The sequence below is a fragment of the Shewanella sp. 10N.286.54.B9 genome, assembly GCF_041468565.1.
In the GTDB taxonomy this organism is placed as follows: domain Bacteria; phylum Pseudomonadota; class Gammaproteobacteria; order Enterobacterales; family Shewanellaceae; genus Shewanella.
Window position 1 is genome coordinate 112,229 of the sequence record NZ_JBFRIY010000024.1, and the last position, 26,102, is coordinate 138,330.

At 44.2% G+C, this 26,102-nt stretch carries 17 protein-coding genes and 1 other RNA gene; 9 read left to right on the forward strand and 9 right to left on the reverse strand.

All coding sequences use genetic code 11. The annotated features are described in order from the left end of the window. Positions 1–178: 178 nt before the first annotated feature. The 6 genes from AB4135_RS09570 to AB4135_RS09595 form a co-directional block, all read right to left on the reverse strand. Positions 179–3,151, reverse strand: a complete 2,973-nt coding sequence (locus AB4135_RS09570; RefSeq protein ID WP_371992359.1) for an ImpA family metalloprotease — start codon at positions 3,149–3,151, stop codon at positions 179–181. 220 nt (positions 3,152–3,371) lie between these two features. After that, entirely contained in the window at positions 3,372–6,287 is a 2,916-nt protein-coding gene (locus AB4135_RS09575) for a valine--tRNA ligase (RefSeq protein WP_371992361.1), read from the reverse strand. A 26-nt stretch (positions 6,288–6,313) separates the two neighbouring features. After that, on the reverse strand, positions 6,314–6,787 hold the full coding sequence (locus tag AB4135_RS09580) for a DNA polymerase III subunit chi (protein WP_371992363.1): 474 nt from the start codon (positions 6,785–6,787) through the stop codon (positions 6,314–6,316). Between the two features lie 256 nt (positions 6,788–7,043). After that, the gene (locus tag AB4135_RS09585; RefSeq protein WP_371992365.1) at positions 7,044–7,712 is read right to left on the reverse strand and encodes a hypothetical protein; all 669 of its coding nucleotides are present in this window, start codon (positions 7,710–7,712) and stop codon (positions 7,044–7,046) included. A 483-nt stretch (positions 7,713–8,195) separates the two neighbouring features. Beyond that, positions 8,196–8,377: non-coding RNA, 6S RNA (gene ssrS / locus AB4135_RS09590), on the reverse strand. A gap of 110 nt (positions 8,378–8,487) precedes the next feature. Further along, a complete protein-coding gene (locus AB4135_RS09595) occupies positions 8,488–8,796 on the reverse strand; it encodes a cell division protein ZapA (RefSeq protein WP_371992366.1) in 309 nt (102 codons plus the stop codon). A gap of 358 nt (positions 8,797–9,154) precedes the next feature. Between AB4135_RS09595 and AB4135_RS09600 the strand changes: the two genes are divergently transcribed. The 7 genes from AB4135_RS09600 to AB4135_RS09630 all read left to right on the forward strand — a co-directional run bounded on the left by AB4135_RS09600 (position 9,155) and on the right by AB4135_RS09630 (position 18,479). Next, a complete protein-coding gene (locus AB4135_RS09600) occupies positions 9,155–9,730 on the forward strand; it encodes a UPF0149 family protein (RefSeq protein WP_044555647.1) in 576 nt (191 codons plus the stop codon). Between the two features lie 89 nt (positions 9,731–9,819). Next, on the forward strand, positions 9,820–11,052 hold the full coding sequence (gene ubiH, locus AB4135_RS09605; protein ID WP_371992368.1) for a 2-octaprenyl-6-methoxyphenyl hydroxylase: 1,233 nt from the start codon (positions 9,820–9,822) through the stop codon (positions 11,050–11,052). Between the two features lie 77 nt (positions 11,053–11,129). Continuing rightward, complete coding sequence (locus tag AB4135_RS09610) at positions 11,130–12,350, forward strand: FAD-dependent monooxygenase (protein ID WP_371992369.1); 1,221 nt, start codon at positions 11,130–11,132, stop codon at positions 12,348–12,350. A gap of 267 nt (positions 12,351–12,617) precedes the next feature. Continuing rightward, entirely contained in the window at positions 12,618–13,712 is a 1,095-nt protein-coding gene (gene gcvT / locus AB4135_RS09615; RefSeq protein WP_371992371.1) for a glycine cleavage system aminomethyltransferase GcvT, read from the forward strand. Positions 13,713–14,154: 442 nt separating this feature from the next. Beyond that, positions 14,155–14,544, forward strand: coding sequence for a glycine cleavage system protein GcvH (gene gcvH / locus AB4135_RS09620; protein WP_020911098.1), 390 nt, complete (start codon positions 14,155–14,157; stop codon positions 14,542–14,544). A gap of 173 nt (positions 14,545–14,717) precedes the next feature. Then, a complete protein-coding gene (gene gcvP / locus AB4135_RS09625; RefSeq protein WP_371992373.1) occupies positions 14,718–17,606 on the forward strand; it encodes an aminomethyl-transferring glycine dehydrogenase in 2,889 nt (962 codons plus the stop codon). 471 nt (positions 17,607–18,077) lie between these two features. Beyond that, positions 18,078–18,479: a hypothetical protein gene (locus AB4135_RS09630; protein ID WP_371992374.1), complete on the forward strand. Its 402-nt coding sequence runs from the start codon at positions 18,078–18,080 to the stop codon at positions 18,477–18,479. 198 nt (positions 18,480–18,677) lie between these two features. Here the strand turns inward: AB4135_RS09630 and AB4135_RS09635 are convergent, their stop codons facing one another. The 3 genes from AB4135_RS09635 to AB4135_RS09645 all read right to left on the reverse strand — a co-directional run bounded on the left by AB4135_RS09635 (position 18,678) and on the right by AB4135_RS09645 (position 22,768). Beyond that, the gene (locus AB4135_RS09635) at positions 18,678–20,459 is read right to left on the reverse strand and encodes an AIPR family protein (protein WP_371992375.1); all 1,782 of its coding nucleotides are present in this window, start codon (positions 20,457–20,459) and stop codon (positions 18,678–18,680) included. A 485-nt stretch (positions 20,460–20,944) separates the two neighbouring features. Beyond that, positions 20,945–21,730: an NYN domain-containing protein gene (locus tag AB4135_RS09640; RefSeq protein WP_371992376.1), complete on the reverse strand. Its 786-nt coding sequence runs from the start codon at positions 21,728–21,730 to the stop codon at positions 20,945–20,947. Positions 21,731–21,865: 135 nt separating this feature from the next. Then, positions 21,866–22,768 carry a nuclease-related domain-containing protein gene (locus AB4135_RS09645; RefSeq protein WP_371992377.1) on the reverse strand — a complete coding sequence of 301 codons (903 nt, stop codon included), beginning with the start codon at positions 22,766–22,768 and terminating at the stop codon, positions 21,866–21,868. A 394-nt stretch (positions 22,769–23,162) separates the two neighbouring features. Here AB4135_RS09645 and AB4135_RS09650 point away from each other — a divergent pair, with 394 nt between their 5' ends. Continuing rightward, the gene (locus tag AB4135_RS09650; RefSeq protein ID WP_371992379.1) at positions 23,163–25,292 is read left to right on the forward strand and encodes a TonB-dependent siderophore receptor; all 2,130 of its coding nucleotides are present in this window, start codon (positions 23,163–23,165) and stop codon (positions 25,290–25,292) included. Positions 25,293–25,530: 238 nt separating this feature from the next. Beyond that, positions 25,531–26,019 carry a DUF6985 domain-containing protein gene (locus AB4135_RS09655; protein WP_371992380.1) on the forward strand — a complete coding sequence of 163 codons (489 nt, stop codon included), beginning with the start codon at positions 25,531–25,533 and terminating at the stop codon, positions 26,017–26,019. Positions 26,020–26,102: the final 83 nt, after the last annotated feature.

Consider the following 26,102-nt stretch of genomic DNA (forward strand, 5'->3'; position numbering starts at 1 on the left):
CAATATTAACTCATCAAGTTAACAGAAAACGAAAGCTGCTCTGATAAATCTAATGCAAATTTCCGAGGCTGTAAATGAATTGCCGTAATGAGCGGTGTCATTACGGCAATGAATACAGTGGATAAAAGAGCCATCGTTAAGTTGGTAAACGTTACGCTTTAACCTAAAGTGGCAATTGCTACAATGGCCAAGCCTGCTGACCATCGACAGGTACTGATTGAAGATCTAAGCTCAAGCAGTAGTCGCCTGGTGCATAAACGTATACCTGCTTCTCTATCATGTTAAAACCAAATGATGCGGTTTGATCTTTTGCCGCTTGAGTGGTTGCTAGCCCCCACATTTGGTAAAGATCACGGTAATCAAGTTCAGCCGAGTAGCTCATAGCGATCAGTAGAAAATCATTATTCGATAATGCTTTGGCTGCATCGAGACTAAATTGCTCAAAGCCTAACTTTGCTCTTTGTTGCAACCATAGCTCATTAGAGCCCTTAGCACGTTCAAACTCCCGCAGTAATATATGCAGTCGAGCCAATAGATGCCAGCCATTCTCTAAAGACCCATTTTTTTGTGCCGCCACCATCATCTGCAGCATGGTGGCCATGCCGTTTGACCAGCTAGTGAGATTTGCTGCCTGCATATAGGCGAACGGATCGGCCTGATTCATACTGGCTTGCAGCACCGCAAATTCATCATCAATGTTCAGTCCCTGACATTGAGGCAGCTTACCTAACTCTGTGTATGCACGAGACTTTGTGTAGTAAGAGTATGGATTGGTTGAGGCATGACCTTCATGGCCGTCAAAGCGCAGGCGACCTTTTTCTAATCCATGACCGAGTTCGTGAATATCACCGTGTCCAGTAGGGCTAAATGACCAACTGGCATCGTAGGGGTTACCTGAGCAACCTGAGCCGCAAGTTGGTTGGTCGGCATTCATGTGTTTGACGGTATCAATAGTATCGATTTGCCAGCCTTTACTGTTAGCAAAATCAGTTATCTCATTAACCTCATCAATGAAAAGCCCTTTAAAGCCAGCAAGCAGGTGAGGGTAGTTATGCACCTGAGTCATGATTGCATTTGCCATCTTTTCAGGTGTATTCCACAACGCCTCATGGCTCATCGTTTGCTGCATTTTATCGAGCCGTGAATGCACCTCAAAATGCTTAGTGGCTAGTTCTGCCCAGTCATATTGATTGGCGGTAAGAGCTTGCATAAACTTTTCGCCATCGTCACCTTCACGCCAGTAAGGGTGTTGACCCACGTGTTGGAAGTTTAATGATACCGCCAGATCTGTTTGATCAAACTTTACCTGCAGTGGTCCGCCATATGGGCTGGTGAGTTTAATACTTTCGCCTGCTTTAACCTCGATTTGAGTCGATTGTAAATACTTAGCACGGTTATAACCGTTAGCTGCAAACTCATGGGTTGAGCCTGAACGCTGAGTATTAATAAACACCCAAGTGCGTACCTCACTGTTGTCACTGCGGCTAACCGTCACTGTTTGCCCTGGTAGTGCGTATACGCCTGCAGAGCGAAAGCCCTTCTTACTCGACAGCGAAACGGCTTTGTCGATTGCGGTGATGTGGCTAAAGTCCGTACGACTGAAGTTACCTAAATCCTGTGGCAGCAGGTTAATATCACGGTAGTGGTAAACGCTATGATCAGCAAAGTAGGCTTGTAAGAATTGTAGTTTGTCGCTGCTACTAACATCCATTGGATATTCAATGGCGTGACGGTAACTATCACCTGTTAACACCATTAGCTTATAGAGTGCAAAACCTTGCTTGTTAAACATATCAATATGTTGGCTATCAAGACTGCGCACTTTACTGCGAATTGTTTGCAGTGCAGGCTGGTATTGTTCGCTAAAACTGGGATCACAGGTCTCTGCGCAGTTAGCTAAATTAAAATCAACATTACCGCTGTCAAATAAACTTAACCACAAAAGCTCATCGTCTAGTGGACTATGATCAGCTAGCATGCTGGTGGCGGAAGACCAATCTGCTTTGTCTTGTGCAAAGTAGTTTCCTGGGCCACCGGGACCTTGCATCGAGAAGCCCATCGGATTAAGCACTGTTTGGGTCAGTGGCACACTGTTCCAACTATGTAAGTGCATATAAAGCAGCGGTTGTTTCGCTGTTTGGATCTGTTCAATCAGTGGGGCGACAGTGTCAATTGCGAACAGCTCTGCCGATCCTGTAATGACAAGCTGAGCTTCGCTTAAACAGCCGCTAAGTTCGGTTTCATTATCACAACTGGCGACTTGCCATTCAGGATAGCTGGCTGTGAGCCAGCTCTTAATACGGTTGGTACTGCTGCCATTTATTAAGAATAAGCGTACTTGTTTTGTTTGGTTAAGCTGGCTTAGATCTTGGTCTAACATCCAAGCTAACAACCGCTTAAAGCTTGGTTCAAAACTGGCATTGTTACCCTGTTGTAGGCTAGAGATAATATCAGTGCCAAAGGCGGCATTGCGCTGGCCAGATTGCTCGCTAGTGGCGGCAAAAGTAAGGCCTTTATTGCCAGTCACAAGGGCAAAGGCTTTATTGTCAGGATAAAGGTGCTCACTGCCAGCTAGCTGGATCATTTGTGAGTGGCGACCTTGGTCATATTCAATCGCATCATTTTGATAGATAGTCTTAACTAATGCTTGTCCATCTGCGCGGTACTGGCTGATATGATTTAAACCGCGTTTTACCATTTGCGGCGTAAGCTCGGTAACTAGACTGGCATCGCCGCTAGCCATGGCTGCACTGATCTTGTCATTGAGTTTTAATTCAATCGAGTCGCTGCTGCTTTGATTGCTACTGTCTGTAACAGTTAAAGACAGTGTTATTTGACTATCAACCTCAAGCGCTGAGGCGTCGACAACTACGCCATCTATTGCTGCATTGATCAGTGACACAGCAGGGCCTGCGGTTTGCGACCACTCAAAGCTTGAGTCTCCGGTCGCATGCAGGTTAACCTCGGCCGCAACAGCGATCAGTTTGTCATTCCAGGCGGTCTTAGCCTCGCCTAGCTCAACCTCCGGGGCTTGGGTTACTGGTGGTGGGGTTGTACCGCCACCGCCAGTGTCTGGTGAGCTTGAATCGTCAGAGCCGCCACAGGCGGACAAGCCTATAAGTAAGCAGCTTGGTAGTAGCCAGTTTTTCATTAGTATTAACACCCCTATCAATTTTGTTACATTGTCCTTTAAAAACGGATGGTTGGCAAAATATTTAATTAAAACAAAGGTTAAGTCAATTTATTGGCTGTTGTTAGTATATTGGCTAAGCTGACTTACTAGCTCGTTTTGCTTAAAATTGGCAATAAAAAAGGCAACCCTAAGGTTGCCTTTCAGTGTTACTTTAGCGTTTTAAACGAGTCTGTAACCGTTAGCCTTCCAGCTTAGCCAGCTCAGTCTTTTGCTCGGTAAGCTTTTCAATATCACGTTGATATTCAGCTTGCTTAGCACGTTCTTTTTCAATCACGGCAGCAGGCGCTTTGGCCACAAAACCTTGGTTAGAAAGCTTGCCTTCAATACGCTTAAACTCGCCAGCGGCTTTTTCAAGTAACTTGTCGATACGCGCCACTTCTTTAGCCACATCGATAAGACCTGCCATTGGGATAAGTAGCTCCATGTCGCCCACAAGTTGGGTGGTTGACATTGGCGCTGCTTCACCGTCGCTTAGAATCGTCATAGACTCAAGTTTAGCTAGGGTCTTGAAGAAGGTTTGGTTCGCTTCAATGCGTGCCTTATCTTGCTCACTCACACCACGAAGTAGTGCATTAAGCGGCTTAGATGGCGCAATGTTAAGTTCAGCACGAATGTTACGTACTGCAGTAATCACCTGCTTAACCCACTCAAGATCTTCCATCGCTTGAGTGTCAACTTTATCAGCTTGGTACTCAGGGAAAGCGGCCAGCATTAAGGTGTCACCTTCAACACCTGCAAGCGGTTTAACGCGCTGCCAGATAGTTTCAGTCAGGTAAGGCATCATTGGGTGCATCAGGCGTTGCATCTGCTCAAGTACGTTCACCAGTGTATGGCGTGTACCGCGCAGTTGGGCGTCAGTGCCGTTTTGCATTACTGGCTTAGTAAGCTCTAAGTACCAGTCACAGAACTGGTTCCAAGTGAACTCATAGATAGTATTAGCTGCAAGGTCGAAACGGTAGTTTGCCATGTGCTCGTCATAGGTTTTAACGGTTTCGTTAAACAGACCGATGATCCAGCGATCAGCAATCGACAGTTCCATTTCACCTGGCTTGCCATCAACAAGAAGCTGGCCACAATCTAATGCTTCGCCAACAGCATCATCTGCAGCGTCTTCTGTTTGCACTTCAGTGTTCATCAACACGTAGCGAGATGCGTTCCAGATTTTGTTACAGAAGCTGCGGTAACCATCAAGGCGTTTCATGTCCCAGTTGATATCGCGGCCAGTAGACGCCATAGATGCTAGGGTAAAGCGCAGGGCATCTGTACCGTGTGCTTCAATACCGTCGCTAAACTCTTTACGCGTGCTTTTTTCAATCTTCGCCGCCATTTTGGGCTGCATCATGTTACCGGTACGTTTTTCAACTAATGCTTCAAGATCGATACCGTCAATCATATCTAATGGATCAAGTACGTTACCTTTAGATTTTGACATCTTATTGCCGACTTCATCACGGATTAGCCCGGTGACATAAACGGTTTTGAATGGTACCTGCGGCTTACCATTTTCATCTTTGATGAAATGCATGGTCATCATGATCATGCGGGCAACCCAGAAGAAGATGATGTCAAAGCCAGTTACCAACACGTCAGTTGGGTGGAAAGCTTTCAGCTCAGCGGTGTCTTTTGGCCAGCCTAGGGTAGAGAATGTCCACAACGCAGAGCTAAACCAAGTATCGAGTACATCGTTGTCTTGGCGTAGTACTGCTGAATCAGCAAGTTTGTGCTTAGCACGTACTTCCGCTTCATCGCGGCCAACGTACACTTTACCCGCTTCGTCATACCAAGCTGGAATGCGGTGTCCCCACCAAAGCTGACGTGAAATACACCAGTCGTTAATGTCACGCATCCACGAGTTGTACATGTTTTCGTATTGCTGTGGCACAAACTTAATGTCACCGTTATCTACCGCTTCCATAGCGGTTTTCGCCATTGGCGCAACCGATACATACCATTGGTCGGTCAATAGCGGCTCAATTACTACGCCGCTACGATCGCCATAAGGTACTTTTAATCCATGTGGGTCAATCTTGCCAAGTAGACCTAAAGTCTCAAGTTCAGCAACAACCGCTTTACGCGCTTCAAAACGGTCTAGACCAGCGTAACGCTCTGGCAGTGTACCGTCTAACTCTGTGTTAGCCGTTCCGTCAGTATTAACCACTTCAGCGATTGGACGAATAGCCGCGTCAAAGGTCAAAATGTTGTACATAGGTAGTTCGTGACGCTTACCGACTTCGTAATCGTTAAAGTCATGCGCAGGGGTGATTTTCACACAACCTGTTCCGAACTCCATATCAACGTAATCGTCAGCAACAATCGGGATAAGACGGTTAACAATCGGCAGGTGGATGAACTTACCAATCAGTGAAGCGTAACGCTCATCTTCAGGATGCACCGCAACCGCACTATCGCCTAACATGGTTTCAGGACGGGTAGTAGCGATCTCTAAGTAATCTTTACCATCGCTGGTTAACGCGCCTTCAGCTAGCGGGTAGCGGAAGTGCCACATGCTGCCTTGCTTTTCTTTGTTTTCAACTTCCAAATCTGAGATTGCAGTGTGTAGCTTTGGATCCCAGTTAACCAAGCGCTTACCGCGGTAAATCAGGTCATCTTCATAAAGGCGAACAAACACCTCTTGAACCGCTTCAGACATGCCTTCGTCCATGGTAAAGCGCTCACGATCCCAATCAACTGACGCGCCAAGACGACGTAGTTGTTTAGTGATGGTGCCACCAGACTCATTCTTCCAGTCCCAGATGCGGTCGATGAAGTTTTCACGGCCAAGGTCGTGACGGTTTAAACCTTCTTCAGCTGCAACCTTACGCTCAACCAACATCTGCGTGGCAATACCCGCATGGTCAGTACCGACCTGCCAAAGGGTGTTTTTACCCTTCATACGTTGGTAACGGGTCAAGGTATCCATAATGGTATCTTGGAACGCGTGGCCCATATGCAAACTACCCGTCACGTTTGGTGGCGGGATCATGATGCAATAGTTGCCTTGAGACTCGTCGCCGTGTGGCTTGAAGTAACCTTTCTCTTCCCAGTTTTGGTAAAGAGACTGTTCGATAGACTGCGGGTTATATGTTTTTTCCATGGGAGCGTGCTTATCTCAAACTAAAATTAATTGGTTGTATTGCTCAAGTCTTGGGTCGTTAACGCTATCCCAAGAGTACGATATTGCCGGTAGCGATCGCGTGCAATCGCTTTATGGCCGTCGTCGTTGGCAACGAAGTCGATAATCTGCACAAAGTTTACCGCAAATTGCGGCACTTGGTCTGCAAGATTAATCAGAACATGACGATTTTTGTTGGCCCCAAGCCGATCAAAGCCTATTTCAACTGGGGCGCCGCCTGTCGGGCCTTCACCTTTAAGGTTGTGGGGCACGAACGATTGCGGTGCTAACTGCCATAACAGTTCATCGATGGCATAAGCTTGTTCTTTGTCAGCGCAATGAATATAGACCCACTGCTGATTAATAAACGCCTGCCGAGCCAATTCACAGGCAAAACCGTATACCTGTTGCAACGCCAATAATGGGTCATGGCGCTGGGTACTTTTGCCATTCGGCATCAGGTAAAACAGAGTCTGCGACATCGTTTAATCTTAAGGTCTAAGCGTACTTGGCTTTTGGACTGACGAAAGAGGAGATTTTACACTAAAAGTAGCTTAGAGATCAGCCCCTTTTTCAAGGGGCCAATGAGTTTCTAGATATGATGGGTAATAATTCTAAAGTTAAGCCGTACAATGTCGATAAGAAGTCATTTTGATATTTTGTAGCTTTTTGTTTTTAAATTGTTTTGTTGGGATTTAGCTTCCGTATGAATAGGGGCGAGCAAGAATGTTAGCCTTTTTAAATATTGAGTTTTTCTTTTTTGGATTTAAATACTTTGGAAGTCACTCGCATTTTCTTCTTTTTTTCATTAGATAGTGTAGGTAAGTTAAACCTTCTGCGTTCGTTATTGACTAATACTTCAGGCATGTTTTTTTCACAATAATGAGCGAATTGCTCTAAATAAATACGAGAATATGCACCGTTTTCAATAGTTAAAGGTTCATCTAGATCAAGTCTTTTATGCTTTACCCAAGCTTCTAGAGAGTACCATGTGGATAGATACATAGGGCCCCAAATATTCATAAAGTGATTTCTTGAGATCAAGTTATGAAGAGCCATATAACCTATGCGCTGGAGTTTTACACTTACCTCTTGTGCTGCGGCCAATTCTTCTTTGTTCCAACTACAGTCGTAATGCTTAATATGTTCACCAGGACAGTTGCAAAATGAACGAGTTTTGTGAGCATCAGTTAGAATGCGAATAGCTGGCTTCAAGAGATCCATCTCTGTCATAGCCCACCTTAGAATATCAGCGTCTCGAGATAGCGAAGACTCTTTAATATTACTAGATCCTTGCTTCAGTCCGTATAGAAGTAACCCAGTTAAAATAACCATCAGAATATTGGTTAAACCTGAAACACCGTTCCAGTCAAATGTGGTTAGCTGTACTTTAAATTCGTCGAACATAAGTCTTTGCTGTGGATAAAAAAATTAAAATAACATAGGTGACTGATTATTCAAATTGTAACTTGTAGGTATTTGTATCAGAAGTTAAAAATTCAAGATCATATTTGTTTTTGGTATAGGGGCTGTGTTAGATATTGTTGCGATTTATCACTAATGTGGAATTACTAGGCATTATCCGGTTTTATGCTAATCATAGGAAGAAAAAGGCATCAAAAAAGTATTGGCTTTAAGTAAATTGAATTGCTCTCCGCATTCTATTTATGAAGAGTCCGACTACGTCGGTATTCTGGGGAGAAAATTGGGAATACAGTAAATTTTAGGTACAAAAAAACCATCATAAGTAGATGGTTATTTTGTAAATTGAATTGCTCCCCGCACTCTATTGATAAAGAGTCCGACTATGTCGGTATTCTGGGGGGCGGGGCAGAAATCGCAGGCATAAAAAAGGGCTACCACGTAGGATAGCCCTTTTTATTATTTGAATTGCTCCCCAGAATACCGACCGCTGGCGTAGCCCTTGAACCGTAGGTTCAAGGCGGGTAAACGAATACCTCCTAAGGCTTCTCGATACGAGCCGAGCTTGCACAATGTCAGTAAAACGTTCACCCTGGGTTTGTAAATATCGGCACAGGGACATTGCCAGCTAGCGCGTATCCCAGGGAGCAAAACTTGCATTCGTAAGCAGGTCAATTGACCTTAAAATGGCTTACGACAATTATTCTTTTATCACGAAATTTGCTATCGCAAACATTCAGTACAGCTGATTATAACCTGTTTAATCACTTTTCGTAGAGCGTTCGACTAATGCATCTTCTAAAGTTGACTGTAGCAAACCGATTTTTTCATCCATCTGCTTGTTATAATCTTGATTCTTCTGCTGTTCTTCTAACAGCTCATAACCAGTATTTAATGCTGCCATAATCGCAATTTCTTCACGGCTGATGTTGTTAGTGCGCGCTTTTAGCGACATTAACTGCTTTTCAAGGTTATTCGCGACGTGCCTAAGTGCTGTCTCTTGTCCATCCGGACAAGCGATAGAGTAGGTGCGCCCCATAAGGGTAATTTCAATCGCCTTGTTACCCATTCCTAAAGGAATCCTTAAACCGTGTACTTGAGCGGACTATATCGGTCTAAAAAGCAAAGTGCAACACGATATCCAACTAAACAGGAATAGTTTAGATTAATTGTTGTTTAGATAGCCATTAGCGTACAAACATGAAGCGCTTTGGGCGCTAGTGTTATTTGAGCTGTTACTTAAGTTACCGTTATAAGCCCTCATTTATCACCTGTTAGTTGCAATTGTATATACAGCAACTGATCTTGATTGCTGTTTTTGTGGCTAAACCGACAAACTTTTCACGACTTTATGGTGGCAACTCTTGGTCGAAACAGTCACTTCTGCTAGCATGAGACCAGTAAATCTTGTCACTGGAAACGACTTTATGGCGACTCTACCAACGCTGCGCATGGATAACCTACTTGCGGCACTTAATGAAGCTGAAATTGGTCAGCACCCTGTTGAAGTTCACGGCGCATTAGTGGGCTTAATTTGTGGGGGTGTAGAACAATCCTCTAAAGGCTGGACTCTGCCGCTATTAGAGTTGATGAATGATGGTCAAGCATTGCCACCGAAACTGCAAACGATGGTCGAAGAGCTTTATCAAGATGCAGTGACTCGTCTTTCTGACACTGACTTTGGTTTTAGCCCTATGCTTCCTGAAGAGGAAGAAACGTTGGCAAAGCGTGTTGAAGCGCTATCGCTATGGGTACAGAGTTTCCTTACTGGCATCGCCATTATTCAACCTAAACTGAATAAAGCCTCAAAAGATGTTCGTGAAGTGATTCAAGATCTATCAGAAATCGCGCAAGTTGAATTCGATGTGGCTGAAGACGAAGAGTCAGAAGCGGCACTTATCGAGTTGATGGAGTTCACCCGCATGGCAGCGTTGCTATGCTACTCCGAGTTTGGACCTGCAATAGAAGACGACAAACCAATTGACCTTGGTGTGTTGCACTAAACATTTGTCATTCAAACCGCCATCGCATTAATGCCATGGCGGTTTTGCTTTCTAGCTAGCATTAAATCAGTTATCGGGTTAAACATTCCATGACTAACACCACTACAGTCGAACAGGTCGATATTGCTATTGTCGGCGGTGCAATGGCTGGCGCTACCTTAGCGCTCGGGCTGGCACATATCGCCAAGCAAGCGGCTCGCCCGCTAAAAATCGCCTTGATTGAAGCACATCGACCTAATGATGAGCATCCCGGTTTCGATGCCCGCTCAATAGCGATTTCCCATGGATCCATTTTTCAGCTAAAAAAATTGCAAATATGGCCACATATTGCAGCGCTTGCCAGCGAAATAAACCATATCCATATCTCCGAACGTGGCAATTTTGGCATGACGGAGCTAAGCCGTGACGACTTTCAACTACCTTATTTAGGTCAGGTGGTTGAGCTTGAAGCGGTCGGTCAACAGCTGTTTAGTCAGCTTGAAAAGAGTGATGTTCAGTTATATTGCCCAGCTAGCTTGAGTGAGGTTGAGGCGCAAAGCAGTCAACAACTGCTTACCTTAAATAGCGGCCAGCAAATCGCGGCTAAACTGCTGGTGGCCGCCGATGGACTCAACTCCAAAGTACGTCACGCCTTTAAACAGCCATTAGAGCAGGTCGATTTTCAGCAAAGCGCTATCATTACTAATATCCATACTGAGCAGCCACACCAAGGCTGGGCCTATGAGCGTTTCACCCAAAGCGGGCCTTTAGCGTTGTTGCCGATGGCTGACAGAAACGGTGAGCACAGATTATCGATGGTATGGGCACTGTCACCAAGCGAAGCCGAGCAGATGCTCGCAGCACCTAAAGCCGAGTTTATCGAAAAGTTACAGGCGACCTTTGGTTACCGAGCTGGGCGCTTTATCGATATTGGTGAGCGCTTTAGTTATCCGTTGATGTTGTCGTATATGAAGCGGCCTATCTACCACCGCACCGTGTTTTTAGGCAACGCAGCGCAAACGTTGCATCCTATAGCAGGGCAGGGCTTTAACTTAGGCCTACGCGATGTAGTGAGTTTGCTGCAAGTGATAGAGCAAGCGCTCACTAACGACGATGGCAGCGAGCTTGATGTGGGGATTAATCAAATTACCCATGACTACCTAGCTCGTCGTAACGCCGACAGAGACAGCACTATGAATAGTATTGAGTTCTTGGTGCGCGGCTTCTCTAATGATCACTGGCCGTTAGTGCTCGGGCGTAACATAGGTTTGCGTTTGCTGTCGTGGTTTCCGCCACTTAAAGCGCCTGTAGCTCGTAAAGCTATGGGCTGGACAGTTAGCTAGAATAGTTCGCTAAACAATTAGCTGAGCAAGTCAGCTTTATTGATTTTTAACATTGCTATAAAGAGTAAGGGTAAAAGATGTTAAGCACACAAACTTATGATGTCGCCATTGTTGGCGGCGGTATGGTTGGGTTAGCGACCGCCATTGGCTTGGCAATGAAAGGCGTGAGTGTGGTCGTTATCGACGCAGGTCAAACCCATGCCGTATCCGGTGCACCCAAACTCAGAGTGAGTGCAATTAATAAAGCCAGTCAGCACTTACTCACTAACCTCGGGGCTTGGCCCTATCTTGCGGCGAGTCGCATAAGCCCTTACCAAAAGATGCAAGTTTGGGACAAAGACAGCCTAGGTAAAATTGATTTCGATGCCCAATCACTCAGCGAAACTCACCTTGGTGCGATTATCGAGAACGACGCTATCGCCTTTGCACTTGCCGAACGCGCGACAGAGTTCGATGAGCTGACCTATATTGAAAACCAACGACTAGAGCGTATCGCCTTTGGCGAGCGAGAAGCTTGGTTAACCTTAGCCAATGGTGACAGTATCAGTGCTGCATTGGTTGTTGCTGCCGATGGCGCTAATTCGTGGGTGCGTGAGCAGTGTAAGATCCCCATGACCTTTTGGGACTATAACCACCACGCTGTAGTCGCGACCATTCGCACCGAACTGCCCCATAACGACACCGCAAGGCAAGTGTTCGACAGTGAAGGGCCGCTGGCTTTCCTACCTTTATATGAAAAAGATCTCTGCTCTATTGTTTGGTCAGTATCGCCAGACAAAGCCAAAGAGCTACAAGCATTAGATGAACAACAGTTTGAGCGGGCACTGACTGCCGCTTTCGACGGTCGTTTAGGTATGTGTTCGCTAGAAAGCGCCCGCCAAGCGTTTCCGCTACGTATGCGTTATGCGCGCCATTTTGCTCGTCACCGTTTGGTGCTGGCAGGCGATGCGGCGCACACTATTCATCCATTAGCTGGACAAGGGGTTAACTTAGGTTTTCTCGATGCTGCCAGCATAGTGCAAACCGTGAGTGAGCTTAAAGAGCAGGGCAAAGATATCGGCGATTATCGCCATTTGCGTAATCTTGAGCGCTGGCGTAAAGCCGAAGCACTAGAGATGATAAGCGCAATGGAGGGCTTTAAAAGGCTGTTTGAAGGCAGTAATCCACTCAAAAAAGCCATTCGCGATATCGGTCTAAATCTGGTCGACAATTTTGCGCCATTGAAAACACTGTTTATTCAACAGGCGCTCGGCAACAAGAAAAGCCTGCCTGAGCTGTGTAAAAGCGAACAAGATTAACATTTTGCTGCTTTAGCTAAAGATGAATAACTCTTTAATTTCATGTACTTGTTATTTTATCTAAGCAAAGCAGCATTTTAGTGTAAAAAAATTACAGGTATAACATGAGAAAAACTAATGGCGAAACTGTTCGGATTAGAAAATTCTTTTGTATACAAAGGCAATACTCAAGGTATAATTTCGCCGCATTTTAATACGACCAAATTGATCTGGTGACTAGCACCCTACACCAGTTGCAGACTTGAATACCCCAAAGAAGGGATAAAAATGGCTAACAAAACTGTACTTTTTAACAAGCACCTAGAATCAAATGGCAAGATGGTAGATTTCCATGGTTGGGATATGCCACTTAACTACGGTTCTCAAATCGAAGAGCACCACGCTGTGCGTCAAGACGCAGGTATGTTCGACGTTTCTCACATGACAGTGGTTGATGTGATTGGTGATGACGCTTGTGCCTTTTTACGTAAGTTGCTAGCCAACGACGTAGCCAAGCTAAAAGTACCAGGCAAAGCGCTATACGGCGGCATGCTTGATCATAACGGCGGCGTAATCGACGACCTTATTACCTATTACCTTTCTGATACGCAGTACCGCATCGTGGTTAACTCTGCGACTCGCGAAAAAGACCTTGCTTGGATCAATGAGCAAGTTAAAGGTTTCAGTGTTGAAGTCACTGAGCGTCCTGAACTGGCGATGATCGCCGTTCAAGGTCCTAACGCCAAAGCAAAAGCAGCAACGGTATTCAACGACGCGCAAAATGCTGCCGTTGAAGGCATGAAGCCATTCTTTGGCGTGCAAGCTGACTCACTATTTATTGCAACCACAGGCTACACTGGCGAAGCCGGTTACGAAGTTATCGTGCCTGAAGCAGAAGCCGAAGCACTATGGCAAGCTTTCCTAGACGCTGGCGTTAAGCCATGTGGCCTAGGCGCACGTGACACACTGCGTCTTGAAGCGGGGATGAACCTTTACGGCCTAGATATGGACGAAAGTGTTAACCCACTAGCTGCAAACATGGGCTGGACAGTGGCATGGGCACCAGAAGATCGTGACTTCAACGGTCGTAAAGCACTCGAAGCGATTAAAGCTGCAGGCGCAGACAAGTTAGTCGGCCTCATCATGGATGCTAAAGGCGTTATTCGTCACGGCATGTCAGTATTCTTTACTGACAGCGACGGTGTAGAGCAACAAGGTACTATTACTAGCGGTACTTTTTCGCCAACACTAGGCTACTCAATCGCAATGGCACGTGTACCAAACACGATTGGTGATGTGGCAGAAGTTGAGATGCGTAAGAAGCGTGTCGCGGTTAAAGTGATTGCACCTTCGTTTGTACGCAACGGTAAGCAAGCATTCTAATTATGTTGCTGAGGTTATAGCTATTGGCTCCGACTTCTGTGTCGAAAGTGCTCATTGATACTTATCAACTGCGCGCTTTCTCCTAGAATTCGAATCCAATATCGGCTAACCACAGCACATAATGATTTCTGGATTAATACGGGTTACTTCGACCTACTAGCAATTTAGCTCGAACTGACTAACGTATTAATAGTAGAAAAAAGCATAAAGCAGACTTGCTTTGATTGATGGATAGCGCAAGTCAGCGTAAAATTTGTGGTTACATCGTGCATGAGTAGTAACGTTGACGTATACGTCACTTTATACCCTAGACGGTTAGCGTTAATATCAACTGCAAGCATGAGCCGCTGCGCTTAAGCGCAAAACTGATAAAAGCCTTATAAATCAGTGTAACGTCTTATAATATTACAGAATTAGAACAATCGAATAAGGATTAAGACCAATGAGCAATATCCCAGCAGAACTAAAATATGCTTCTTCTCACGAGTGGGTTCGTAAAGAAGAAGACGGTAGCTACACAGTAGGTATCAGTGAGCACGCTCAAGAGCTATTGGGTGACATGGTGTTCGTTGAACTTCCAGAAGTTGGCGACGACGTTAACGCTGGTGAAGACTGCGCAGTAGCAGAGTCAGTAAAAGCAGCATCTGACATCTACTCACCACTAACAGGTGAAGTATTGGCAGTTAACGAAGCACTAGAAGATTCTCCAGAGCTGGTTAACAGCGATGCATTTGGTGATGGTTGGTTCTTCCGCGTGATGCCTTCTGACACCGCTGAGCTAGAAAATCTGCTTGATGCCGAAGGTTATCAAGCGGTTATCGACGACGAGTAAGTCGCGATAATCAACAAAGCCCCACTCTGCTAAAGGTTGGGGCTTTGTTCGTTATAAAGCATGTCACCTTTTACCTATAAGACATGCCACAGAACAATCGAATTCTAAACAACGAGACCGGTAGCACCGCCCCCTACAGGCAGGATACTGGCAAATATGGAACTAGGTTACTCATGACCAAAGAAACCCTTACGCAGTTAGAGCAGCACGAATTATTTCTTAGCCGTCATATCGGTCCTGGTGCCGAGCAGCAGCAAGAGATGCTGAATTTTGTGGGTGCTGAATCGTTAGCAGACTTGACCGGACAAATTGTTCCAGAGTCTATTCTGATTAATCGTGATCTCGCCGTTGGCGATTCATGTGGCGAAGCCGAAGGCATGGCCTATATCCGTCAAATCGCGGATAAGAACAAGGTCTTCAAGAGCTACATAGGTATGGGTTATCACGGTACTGAAGTACCGACTGTTATCCAGCGTAACGTGCTTGAAAATCCAGGTTGGTACACAGCGTACACCCCTTACCAGCCAGAGATTGCGCAAGGTCGTCTAGAAGCTATCCTTAACTTCCAGCAGATCTCAATGGACCTTACCGGTCTTGATCTTGCCTCTTCATCACTACTTGATGAAGCCACCGCTGCCGCTGAAGCCATGGCGCTGTCTAAGCGTGTTTCTAAAGCTAAAAAAGCTAACATCTACTTTGTAGCAGATGATGTATTCCCACAAACATTAGATGTGATTAAAACTCGCGCTGAATGTTTTGGTATGGAAGTCGTTGTTGGTCCTGCCGCAGAGGCAGTTAACTACGAACTATTTGGCGCCTTGTTCCAGTACACCAACCGCCACGGTCAAATCGTTGATCACAGCGAACTGTTTGCCAAGTTACATGAGAAAAAGGCCGTTGTTTCTGTCGCTGCCGATATCATGTCTCTAGTGATGCTTAAGTCGCCAGGCTCTATGGGCGCCGACGTTGTATTTGGTAACTCACAGCGCTTTGGTGTACCAATGGGCTTTGGTGGTCCTCACGCGGCATTCTTCGTGACCCGTGATGCACACAAACGCTCACTTCCAGGCCGTATTATCGGTGTATCACAAGATACTCGCGGTAACCGCGCCCTGCGTATGGCAATGCAAACTCGTGAGCAACATATCCGCCGCGAAAAAGCTAACTCAAACATCTGTACTGCACAGGTGTTACTGGCCAACATGGCATCGTTCTACGCTGTATTTCACGGCCCACAAGGCTTGAAGACCATTGCTGAACGTATTCACCGTTTGGCTGACATACTCGCTGCAGGCCTAACGGCTAAAGGCGCAGAACTGGTTAACAACACTTGGTTCGACACAATCTCTATCAAAGGGCTAGATGTTGCCGCTGTAGTTGCGCGTTCAGAAGCTGCTGGTCTTAATCTACGTATCGATAGCGATGGCATTGTGGGCGTTAGCGTCAGCGAAACCACGCTACGTACTGACGTTGCCGAGCTATTTGACGTGATTTTGGGCGCAGGTCATGGTCTAGATGTGGCAGCACTTGATGCTGAAATCGTTGCTAACGGCAGCACATCAGTGCCAGGTGAACTTGTTCGCACCGACGCCATCTTGACCCACCCAACGTTTAACCGCTACCAAAGCGAAACCGAGATGATGCGTTACATTAAGCGTCTCGAGAACAAAGATTTAGCCTTGAACCACTCAATGATTTCACTCGGTTCATGCACCATGAAGCTTAACGCTGCTACCGAGATGATGCCTATCACTTGGCCTGAGTTTGGCAACATGCACCCATTCTGCCCACAAGATCAAGCACAAGGTTACGCTGAGCTGCTTGAAGAGCTATCGACTTGGTTGGTGGATATCACAGGTTACGACGCAGTATCCTTGCAACCTAACTCAGGTGCACAAGGCGAGTACGCCGGTCTACTTGCGATTAAGCAATACCATGAGTCACGTGGCGACGCCCACAGAAACATCTGTTTGATCCCACAATCGGCGCACGGTACAAACCCAGCATCAGCGCAACTTGCAGGCATGAAAATCGTGGTTACTGCCTGTGATAAAGCCGGTAACATCGACATGGATGACCTGCGTGCAAAAGCAGCAGAAGTGGCGGACAACTTATCGTGCATCATGGTGACCTACCCATCGACTCACGGTGTGTATGAAGAAACAATTAGCCAGATTTGCGACGTTATTCATGAGCACGGCGGCCAAGTTTACCTTGATGGCGCCAACATGAACGCACAGGTAGGCCTAACATCACCAGGCTTTATCGGCGCTGACGTATCGCACCTTAACTTGCACAAAACCTTCGCTATTCCACATGGCGGCGGCGGACCAGGTATGGGCCCAATCGGTGTTAAAAAGCACCTTGCGCCATTCTTATCTGGCCACACAGTGGTTAAGCATGGCCTAGAGTCAGACAACAATGGCGCCGTTTCAGCCGCGCCATACGGTAGCGCTGGGATCTTGCCTATCACTTGGATGTACATCAAGTTACTCGGTAAGAAGGGTCTGCGCGAATCTACGCAAGTGGCACTGCTTAACGCTAACTACATGATGAAGAAACTGTCTGAGCATTACCCGGTACTTTACACTGGCCGAAATGACCGTGTTGCCCATGAGTGCATCATCGACCTGCGTCCACTTAAAGAGTCATCAGGTGTGACTGAGATGGATATCGCTAAGCGTCTTAACGATTACGGCTTCCATGCGCCAACCATGAGCTTCCCAGTTGCGGGCACGCTTATGATTGAGCCAACAGAGTCTGAGTCTAAAGTTGAGCTAGACAGATTCATCGAGGCAATGGTGTCTATTCGCGGCGAAGTTGCCAAGGTAGAAGCCGGTGAGTGGCCAGCGGACAACAACCCGCTACACAATGCTCCACATACGCTAGCTGACATCATGGACCCTGCGTTTGATTCACGTCCTTACAGCCGTGAAGAAGCCGTGTTCCCAACGGCAGCGGTTAAGCTGAATAAGTTCTGGCCAACAGTTAATCGTATTGATGATGTGTTTGGTGACCGTAACCTCATGTGCGCATGTGTGCCTGTTAGCGAGTATGAGTAATAATTGGTGCGTGGGCTCGGTGCTGCTAGCTTTCATAAAGAGTTAGCATCGCCAGTGACGCAATTATGATGAAACGCACCCTTAGTGGTGCGTTTTTTATTGGGCTTTTTTTAATGGCCTGCGGCCACTAAAGTCGTGGCGCTTCGCCCACACCCGACCAAAAAGGGGAAAGCGCTTGCCCCCCTTTTGGATATCCCTCAGCGCCCCAGACGAAGTTGTTTCCCTCTTACTTATTCGAAATCGCCTAACGCTTCCGATGGGACATCCTGTCCCGCGAAAGCTATGCCCACATCCGTGTGGGCATTACGGCTATTTCTTCAACGTACTTCGGCAACTTCGATGGGGAAGAGGTGTGTTCTGTAAGTCTGCGTTGAAAGTTTATTCGACAGTGGTTGCATCACGCGATATTAGCCAGCAGAATCACCCTCATAATGCTTGAATTTAACCAGAACAAAGTGACGATAAAAACCGATGAGCCAGACTGATATGCAAGAGCAACTTCCTATTACTATTTTGGCTGATAGCCGCTTTTCCAGTTCGCTTAAACCTTTGCTGACTCAACTGGAAATGTGGATCAATTTCCAAGCCTTAAAAGCGGATTGGTTTGGCGATGAAGCCTGTATCTTGTCGTTTGAGTTTACCTTGGTTAGAACGATTGAAGAGCAAGTTCAAGATTTCAAATCAGAAAACTGGGTCGTAAAGTCAGGTTATGCTTACTCTTATGACTGCAAGAGCTTAAAAACGACTGCTTTTATTGCGGTTGCTGACTTGCTTGAGTCGGGTGTAGGAATAGAGCAGGGGATCAAGCAGCGGTTGCTGGATGTGGCTAATAGTGTTGGGGCAGAGCATGGGTTGTTGGGGCTGTCATTGTAAGGAGCTGAGAATTACTGCTTAGGCTGCTACTGAGGTGTTGAAGCTTGGCTCCAGTGCTTGTTGACAGGAGTCAACTCCGCGCTAGAGCCTTCGGTTCGTCTGTTGCAGGGCGTTTTTTAGGTTAGAAGATGCATCGCCAGCAACGCAATTATGGTTGTTTGATTGGGAACAAGGTTCACTCTGCCCACTTATTATTTGTCAAAATAAATTAAGTTGACCTATTGATTGCTTCTGGTCAAATGTATCTGAATTTATAGTTCTATTTTCTAATGTAAACCTTATTAATCTATCTGTTTCAATTTTTCTTTCTGGGGCTTTTCTATCATGAAAATTGATACCATTTTTCGTGTCTATCAGTAAGTTTTCAGCTTGCTTAAAATACCTATATGATGAAACTTCATTGGTTAATATACTCTCAAATTTATTTGAATATGTTATTGTCTTTTTATTTGAGTTTTTTGGAGGCGTGTTTTCAGTAGTAACTAAATACCGGAATATTGTGAGCAAGTGATAACGATATTTCTTATATGTTTTATCTAAATAGTTTTTCTGATATAGCTGTTCTAGTATGAAATATGCTAGAGCGCTAATGTAGTAAAGGTCGAAACAATCATCATCATGGAATAGGTCCGCCCCCATTTGTTTAATTAGCTTACCATAATGGCCAGCAACCTCATGAGGTTTGTCATTGAACATTGCGGAAAATGATTTCAGTTGGATTTCTATTGATATTATTCTGAATTTCTGAACGTTGTTTTTATAATGTTGATTTGTTCTTCTTTCATAGTATATCTTATATAGTGGTGCTATTTCCTTAGCGTTATAGAATGTTTCTAGTCGTCGTTGAAATTCAGTTAATGCTTCTAGTTGCTCGATACCTACTTGGGTTTGATTATTAGTTGCTCGGGTTATTTTACTCTTAATCTCAGTGTTATCAGTTACAATTATTTTCAATGGCACTTTTATGTCTTCTATACCAGGAACAGCTCTATTTTCAAATAAAACATGACTAGTTTGACATCCATTAACTATCTGGTAATTTCTTAGTGTTATTTCACTACTTGCACCAGTAACAGACTCAGCGACGACAGTTACTCCATTATTTAATATGCTAAAGTAATCAAAGTCACCTTGCTTAATTGTTTTTGCTATATCAGAATTAACTATGTTTGTGTCTGATTGTAGGTAATCCCTAATGTTATCTTCAAATACAGGCTTAATTTGACCATTCTCATCTATTATTATTTTTTTAAACTCACTAAATGGAACAACACCTGAACAAGCCATTTCAACATCTCTAATTCCAGATATAAATGTTCTATCTTGGAAGTTAATTTTAGCTTCTACTGGAGACTTGGTTTTTCGATACAAGTTTTGAATGGCTCTTGCGTCAATTGAATTGAATTCTAAATCTGAAAAAGTAATTGTTTGTATTAATTCTGATTTGTTACTATCAATCAAATTTACTAAAGTTTTCTCGCTTTGCCAATTTCCAAGAGTACAGAAGTATAAGTGACAGCTAGGATTTTTATTAATGAAAAGGTTCGAGTGCTCGAAAATAAAATTTCTTATCTCGATAAAATTCTCCATTTCCTCAGTATTAAATGTACTCTCCCCTTGGAGATCGAAAAAATGCTTTACGTATTGAAGAAAATTTAATATTTTTGTGTTATCAAAAGACTGACTTGTTTTAGCTTGGATTAATACAAAATTAACGTCTAGGTATCCATTTAATTCAACAAAATCCTCAATCTCTCGAACTGTAGTGCAGTGCTTGTTATTAACTATTACAGCAATACCATCAATTCCTTGAGCATTCTTTCCTGTTGATACTGAAAATAGATCAAAATTTACATTTCCAGTTTCCTTGTTTACAACACTAAAATTGCAAAATGCTTCAAAGGCCTCTGGTTCTGTTAGGTGGCTGCAGTTATTGTTAGCAGAAAACTCTTTTAAAAAACCTTTAGTAATTGTATCCATTTTGACTATCATTCCTATGAACAATTGGGAACAGAGTAAAATCTACTCAAATCTAACTGATTTGGTGTTTTGGGATATGCGTGTTCGTCACAGTTTCGTGATGAGTCTCGAGGGGAGTTTGATGTAAATCAAATGCTTGCGTGACTCTATGCATATCGATGCGAGAGGTGTGCGCGTTTCTTCCCTGTTGGCGGTGTCTCTATTGCCTGCACTTTTTACAAGAGACGAGAGTCTTGCCTGCATTTCCTTAGCTGGCCAAACAATAACCTAATTTTTGTATGGCTTTCAAGTATTAATCGTCATTATTAGTGTAAATACTGCACTTTTCCTAAATGCTTTAAATTATTAGTGAAAAACGTTGTTTCGTTGAACTCAACAGTCTTGCTATCTAATCGCTTTCAACCACTTAGCGGCGCTAATGACTCGACTCAGATCTTGCCATACACATAGCGCTTTGGTCTGTCCGCTAGCGGACAGAAGCTCTATTATTTCCGATTGTCTTTTACGTAGATGTGAAAGGCGGAAAAGCCACTTCCTTTTCTTTTTTGTACATCGAAGAGTTCTGTTGCTTCAATCAAATTGGTTAAGTTGGCAAATCCATAGTTTTTGGCGCTAAAGTCTGGGTATTGCCTTTTTATCAGGCTGCCACATAATGCAAGCGATGACCAACCCGCTGCATCTGCATATTCAGATACAGCTTCCCGCAAAGTTTTAACGAGTTTAGTATTCATACGGAGTTTATTGCGTACTGAAACAGCATTGTTCTTATTGTTGGATTTACTCGGCTTGGTATTTGCTGCTGTATCTGGTTCATCTTCACCATATCTACTCTTGAGCACTTCTGTATACATAAAGTCGTCACAAGCATTTCTAAAAGCAATTGGAGTACTTTTACGCCCCACTCCAAATACATAGATTTCAGATTCTTTTAGGCGTGAGGCAAGTTTTGTGAAGTCGCTGTCACTGCTTATCAATGCAAAAGCATCAAATTTTCCTGAATAGAGTAAATCCATTGCGTCGATAATTAGTGCCGCATCAGAGGAGTTTTTTCCTTGTGTATATGAAAATTGCTGTACGGGAGATATAGCAAGCTCATTGAGCGGTGCTTTCCAGTTTTTAAGTTGATCAGTGCTCCAATCGCCATAAGCTCGCTTTGCGAGTAAATGCCCGTGTTTGGAAATTTCTTTGAGTGCAAAATCTAGGATTGAATGTGGAGTATTTTCGGCATCAATTAGTACTGCAATTTTCTTTTCTGAACTGATATCTAACATGTGGGTACTCCAATGGAACTCGACAATCGTTTGGTAAAATACCTTACTTATGATTCTTATATATGGCTGTTCGTCAAAATAAATACGGCCGAATTAGCGATATAAGTACTGAGCAGGAAAGCGCATTCACTATTTTCATTTGCTTAACGTCTTCTTACTCAAACAACGTTGTGTGACTTGATAAACGATAGCGTCGACTTGCTGTTGTGTGAGCTCTTGATTACCTGCGGTAGGTAGTACTTTGACTAATTGTTTATGATTTAAAATTGGAAATGGTGGCTTACTTTGACTGGTGACAAACCACCCTGGAAATACTAGAACAGGAGTTGAAGTTACCGGGTTTCCGGTTGCTTTGCTGAGCCATTGATTTACCCAATTAGCTTGTCGTAATGCTTGCTCGATTGGTTTGGTCTCTACCCATGAAGGAAAGCACAGACGGCCATCTTTAAATCGTAATTGATAGTTCTTGCCGTTACCTTTTGATGAAGCTTTACTGTCTCGGTTCCGCTTGTGACGCCCTTTAGTTTCAATGGTAAATACACCATTTCTACCTATTGCTAAGTGGTCTATATTAAATCCATCAGCCTGTATGTCATGAAATACTTGATAACCTTTACCTTGAAGTCCAATCAGTTCATTTGCTGTGGCTATTTCTGCGGTATAACCTAAACGAAGTTTTTCAAGCGTGGAGAATTGTCGCCATGTTTTGTATGCAGCAAAGGTTAGGCCTAAGGTGATACAGAGGGCTAAACCCCAAGGGAATTGGTTGCTGAGTATATGTGCTTTCATACCAAAATAGGAAAAGGGCAAAGAAACGATTAAAGTTGCTAATAGCTGTGTGCCCATTAAATCCATTTGCATATTCTGAATTTGATCTTGTAGACCATGGGCTGCAGTTCGAGTGAGCATTTCTTTATCGACAGGGGATTTAACTGTGATTTCTCGGCGTTTTAGCATCAATGACATAACGCCCAAAACAACAAACATACCGATTAGTAAAAGCAAAATTGTAAGGCTTGATGCCATAAAGTCAGTCATTTTCTTCCTTTAAAGAACAACATTATCATCCATTGATTAATCTATTTTTCTCGAAGCTTTGGATACGCATACTCATCACCGTTCACCTTTGAAGAGTTGAGTTTTGGCCGCATTTCTTTAGCTGGCGAAACAATAACCTTATTTTTATATGGTTTTCAAGTAATAAACATTATTTTCAGTGTAAATGAAGTGATTTTACTCCTCGCTTTCAATTACTTATTAAAACCAATCATTCACATTTTCTGTCTGTTTTTAATCCATCAACTCACGATGTTACCTCGGTGAATTAATTGTAAATTTTGTTGAGATTGATAATCGTTTTCATTAAGATCTCGGCCTTTTTAGCGTATTTAGATTTCTGCTTGTACTAACAAAGAGGCTGAAGATAGACCAAATGTTTAAATTAAAATACCCAGGATTGCTACTCGCGATGTCCCTTACTGCTCTGCCTAGTTGGGCTGAAGAGCAAGTACAGAAAAATGCAGTTGATGATAGTGAAATGGAAGTGATTACTATCAGCGGTAAAGGGCTGATCTCATACGTCAGCGCATCTGCAGCCAAAACTGATATGCCGATTATTGAGACGCCATCTTCAATTTCAGTATTAACTGAAAAGCGTATTACTGATTTGGGCGCAGAGAATGTACAAGACGCTATTGGATACGTGGCTGGGGTTTATAATGGCCCTTATGGCGTCGATACTCGTGGCGATTGGGCGCAAATACGAGGTGTGTCTCCGCTGCAATACCAAGATGGGTTGCAGATGATGTTTGGCAATTACAATAATGTGCGCACCAATCCATATATGCTGCAGCAGATCGAGATCCTCAAAGGTCCATCATCAGTGCTCTACGGCCAAGGTTCTACGGGCGGTATTATTAACTTAGTGACTAAACGTCCGCAAGCTGAGCAAAAAGGGGAGATCTGGGCGCAAGCGGGTAGCTATGATCGCAAGCAGCTAGCTGCAGACGTGACGGGGTCTTTCGATGATGATGATGAAACCCTTTTGTATCGCTTAACCGGCCTATATCGTGACAGCGACACTCAAACTGATCACGTAGAAGATAATAGTTACTTTATTGCGCCTGCTTTGAGCTGGTTTGCGACTGAAAGTACAAAAATCACTGTATTAGCCAATCTACAAAAAAATGAGTCCGGTTCAAGTACCCAATTCTTCCCCCATGCCGGTACGATATTGCCTGCTCCTTATGGCCAGATCCCGAGCGAACGTTTTGTTAGTGAGCCAGGCTTTGACCAATATGATACTGAACAACGTGCAGTGACATTAATGGTTGACCAAGACCTGAATGACTACATGTCTATTCACTGGGCAACTCGTTATGTGAATAGCGAATCGACGTACCGGACTATGTACGCTTGGCCGTTTGCATTACAGGCGGATGATCGCTCATTGCTACGCTCTATTTCTATGAGTGATGCAACTGCAGAGACTTACACCTCAGATCTGCGCCTACAAGCACAGTTTGATACCGGTGATGTTGAGCATAACCTGACGTTTGGAATCGACTATCAAGATGTTGAAATTGATACTGATCGACTGTTTGTCTGGAACGGCGGCGGTTTGATTGATATCTATAATCCTAAATATGGCGTCAATCCTGAAAGTTATCCAACAAGTGCAGATATTCCGGATACCCCTGCTGAAAACAGCAAGCAACTCGGGATTTACCTGCAAGACTCTATTAAATTGGGTGGCTGGGTGATCAGTGGTGCGCTGCGCCATGATAAAGTTGAATCTGAAACGGCGTCAGTTGGCACGCAAGATCAAAGTGCCACTACCGGCCGACTCGGAGTACTTTATAGCTTTGATTCTGGCATAGCACCTTATGTCAGTTATTCACAGTCTTTCTTGCCTATTTATGGTTCTAATGAAGTGGGGACGCCATTCAAACCACAAGAAGGTGAGCAATATGAGGTCGGTGTTAAATACCAACCGAGTGGCACTGAGCATCTGTTTACCGCGTCTATTTACGATATAACTGATAGAAACCGTAAACAATCGGCAGGTCCTGATTTAACCTTGCAGCTTGGGGAAGTCGAGATTCAAGGCTTGGAGCTAGAAGCGCAGTTAGAGTGGGATGAGATTGACGTTTATGCCAGCTACGCCTATACCGACTCAACAAAGCACTCATCGACCACCGGTGAAGATGGTGCCAAACTTGCTGCTATGCCAGATAACATGTTGTCGACTTGGGTAACTTACCGGCCACAGTCATTTTGGCAAGGTTTCAAGGCGGGTGTTGGTTACCGCTTTGTAGGCGAAACTTCTGATGGCAGCATTGATGTGGTATTGCCAGACGGTACAGTTGCACATAAAGCCCTTACAACCGATAGTTATCACCTGTTTGATATGATGATTGGTTATGAATTTGACCAGTTCGATATTAGCGTCAATGTTGACAATCTTACTGATGATACAGTGATTACCAGTTGTTTAGCTCGCGGTGATTGTTTCTATGGGCAGCGCCGTACTATCAACGCCAATGTGAAATATCGCTTCTAAGTGTTAGAGCGTGAGGTTTAGTCATTCAGATCAAAAGCCATAGCAACCGCTATGGCTTTTTGTCATGTAGATTAACCCATCATAAATACCCATCACTAATTAAGATAATAAGAATAGCTGGCTTGGTTATAGCATTCGCTAGTATTGTTTCTTTAAAACAACATTGCTCGTTTGTGCTTGAACTACATACTAATTTTCAGTTATTTAAAATATAATTTCTACTTTTTGCGAGTCTATAATGAAGCCATTAAATGTTACTTGGAAAGCGGGTTCTGAATTGCATGAGGGCATGACAGAGCACAGTGCTTGGCATGGTTTTAACGCGTACGGTAGTGTTGGGTTTCTCACCCAAGAAGACCTTTCCATTACAGATAGCATGCAGCAATGGTTCATCGATAACGAGCAGCGTATTTATGCACTTGTCTGTGATTATGTGAACAACAACTATCAAGAACTGCTTGAAGAATCTGAATTTCTAGATGTGTTTGATGAAGACTCTGAGCTTTATGAGACACGTTGCGGCGCGGTGAACAAACAAGATATGCATGCTGGGGATATCTTTAAATTAATGCAAATCTCAGCCTTTGTTTTACATCACCCCGACAAAAGTGCCGTTGGGGTGATTTTTGAATGTGCTTGGGATGCAGAACATGGCTTTGGGCTGGTGATCCAAGCTGACGATATTATTTCGCAAGGCGGCGAACAGGTCGTGTATAGCGAGCTATAGTCCACTTCAATTAAGCGGCAGGCTTCAGACTCTGCCTGCCTCTTTCTAAAGTCTGCTTTTTAGTAGCTACTACTTTTTAAAAG

Bases quoted from the DNA above. Each gene is read 5' to 3' on its own strand.
- AB4135_RS09570 (WP_371992359.1), bottom strand. From the start codon at position 3,151: ATGAAAAACTGGCTACTACCAAGCTGCTTACTTATAGGCTTGTCCGCC.
- AB4135_RS09575 (WP_371992361.1), bottom strand. From the start codon at position 6,287: ATGGAAAAAACATATAACCCGCAGTCTATCGAACAGTCTCTTTACCAA.
- AB4135_RS09580 (WP_371992363.1), bottom strand. From the start codon at position 6,787: ATGTCGCAGACTCTGTTTTACCTGATGCCGAATGGCAAAAGTACCCAG.
- AB4135_RS09585 (WP_371992365.1), bottom strand. From the start codon at position 7,712: ATGTTCGACGAATTTAAAGTACAGCTAACCACATTTGACTGGAACGGT.
- AB4135_RS09595 (WP_371992366.1), bottom strand. From the start codon at position 8,796: ATGGGTAACAAGGCGATTGAAATTACCCTTATGGGGCGCACCTACTCT.
- AB4135_RS09600 (WP_044555647.1), top strand. From the start codon at position 9,155: ATGGCGACTCTACCAACGCTGCGCATGGATAACCTACTTGCGGCACTT.
- ubiH (WP_371992368.1), top strand. From the start codon at position 9,820: ATGACTAACACCACTACAGTCGAACAGGTCGATATTGCTATTGTCGGC.
- AB4135_RS09610 (WP_371992369.1), top strand. From the start codon at position 11,130: ATGTTAAGCACACAAACTTATGATGTCGCCATTGTTGGCGGCGGTATG.
- gcvT (WP_371992371.1), top strand. From the start codon at position 12,618: ATGGCTAACAAAACTGTACTTTTTAACAAGCACCTAGAATCAAATGGC.
- gcvH (WP_020911098.1), top strand. From the start codon at position 14,155: ATGAGCAATATCCCAGCAGAACTAAAATATGCTTCTTCTCACGAGTGG.
- gcvP (WP_371992373.1), top strand. From the start codon at position 14,718: ATGACCAAAGAAACCCTTACGCAGTTAGAGCAGCACGAATTATTTCTT.
- AB4135_RS09630 (WP_371992374.1), top strand. From the start codon at position 18,078: ATGAGCCAGACTGATATGCAAGAGCAACTTCCTATTACTATTTTGGCT.
- AB4135_RS09635 (WP_371992375.1), bottom strand. From the start codon at position 20,459: ATGGATACAATTACTAAAGGTTTTTTAAAAGAGTTTTCTGCTAACAAT.
- AB4135_RS09640 (WP_371992376.1), bottom strand. From the start codon at position 21,730: ATGTTAGATATCAGTTCAGAAAAGAAAATTGCAGTACTAATTGATGCC.
- AB4135_RS09645 (WP_371992377.1), bottom strand. From the start codon at position 22,768: ATGACTGACTTTATGGCATCAAGCCTTACAATTTTGCTTTTACTAATC.
- AB4135_RS09650 (WP_371992379.1), top strand. From the start codon at position 23,163: ATGTTTAAATTAAAATACCCAGGATTGCTACTCGCGATGTCCCTTACT.
- AB4135_RS09655 (WP_371992380.1), top strand. From the start codon at position 25,531: ATGAAGCCATTAAATGTTACTTGGAAAGCGGGTTCTGAATTGCATGAG.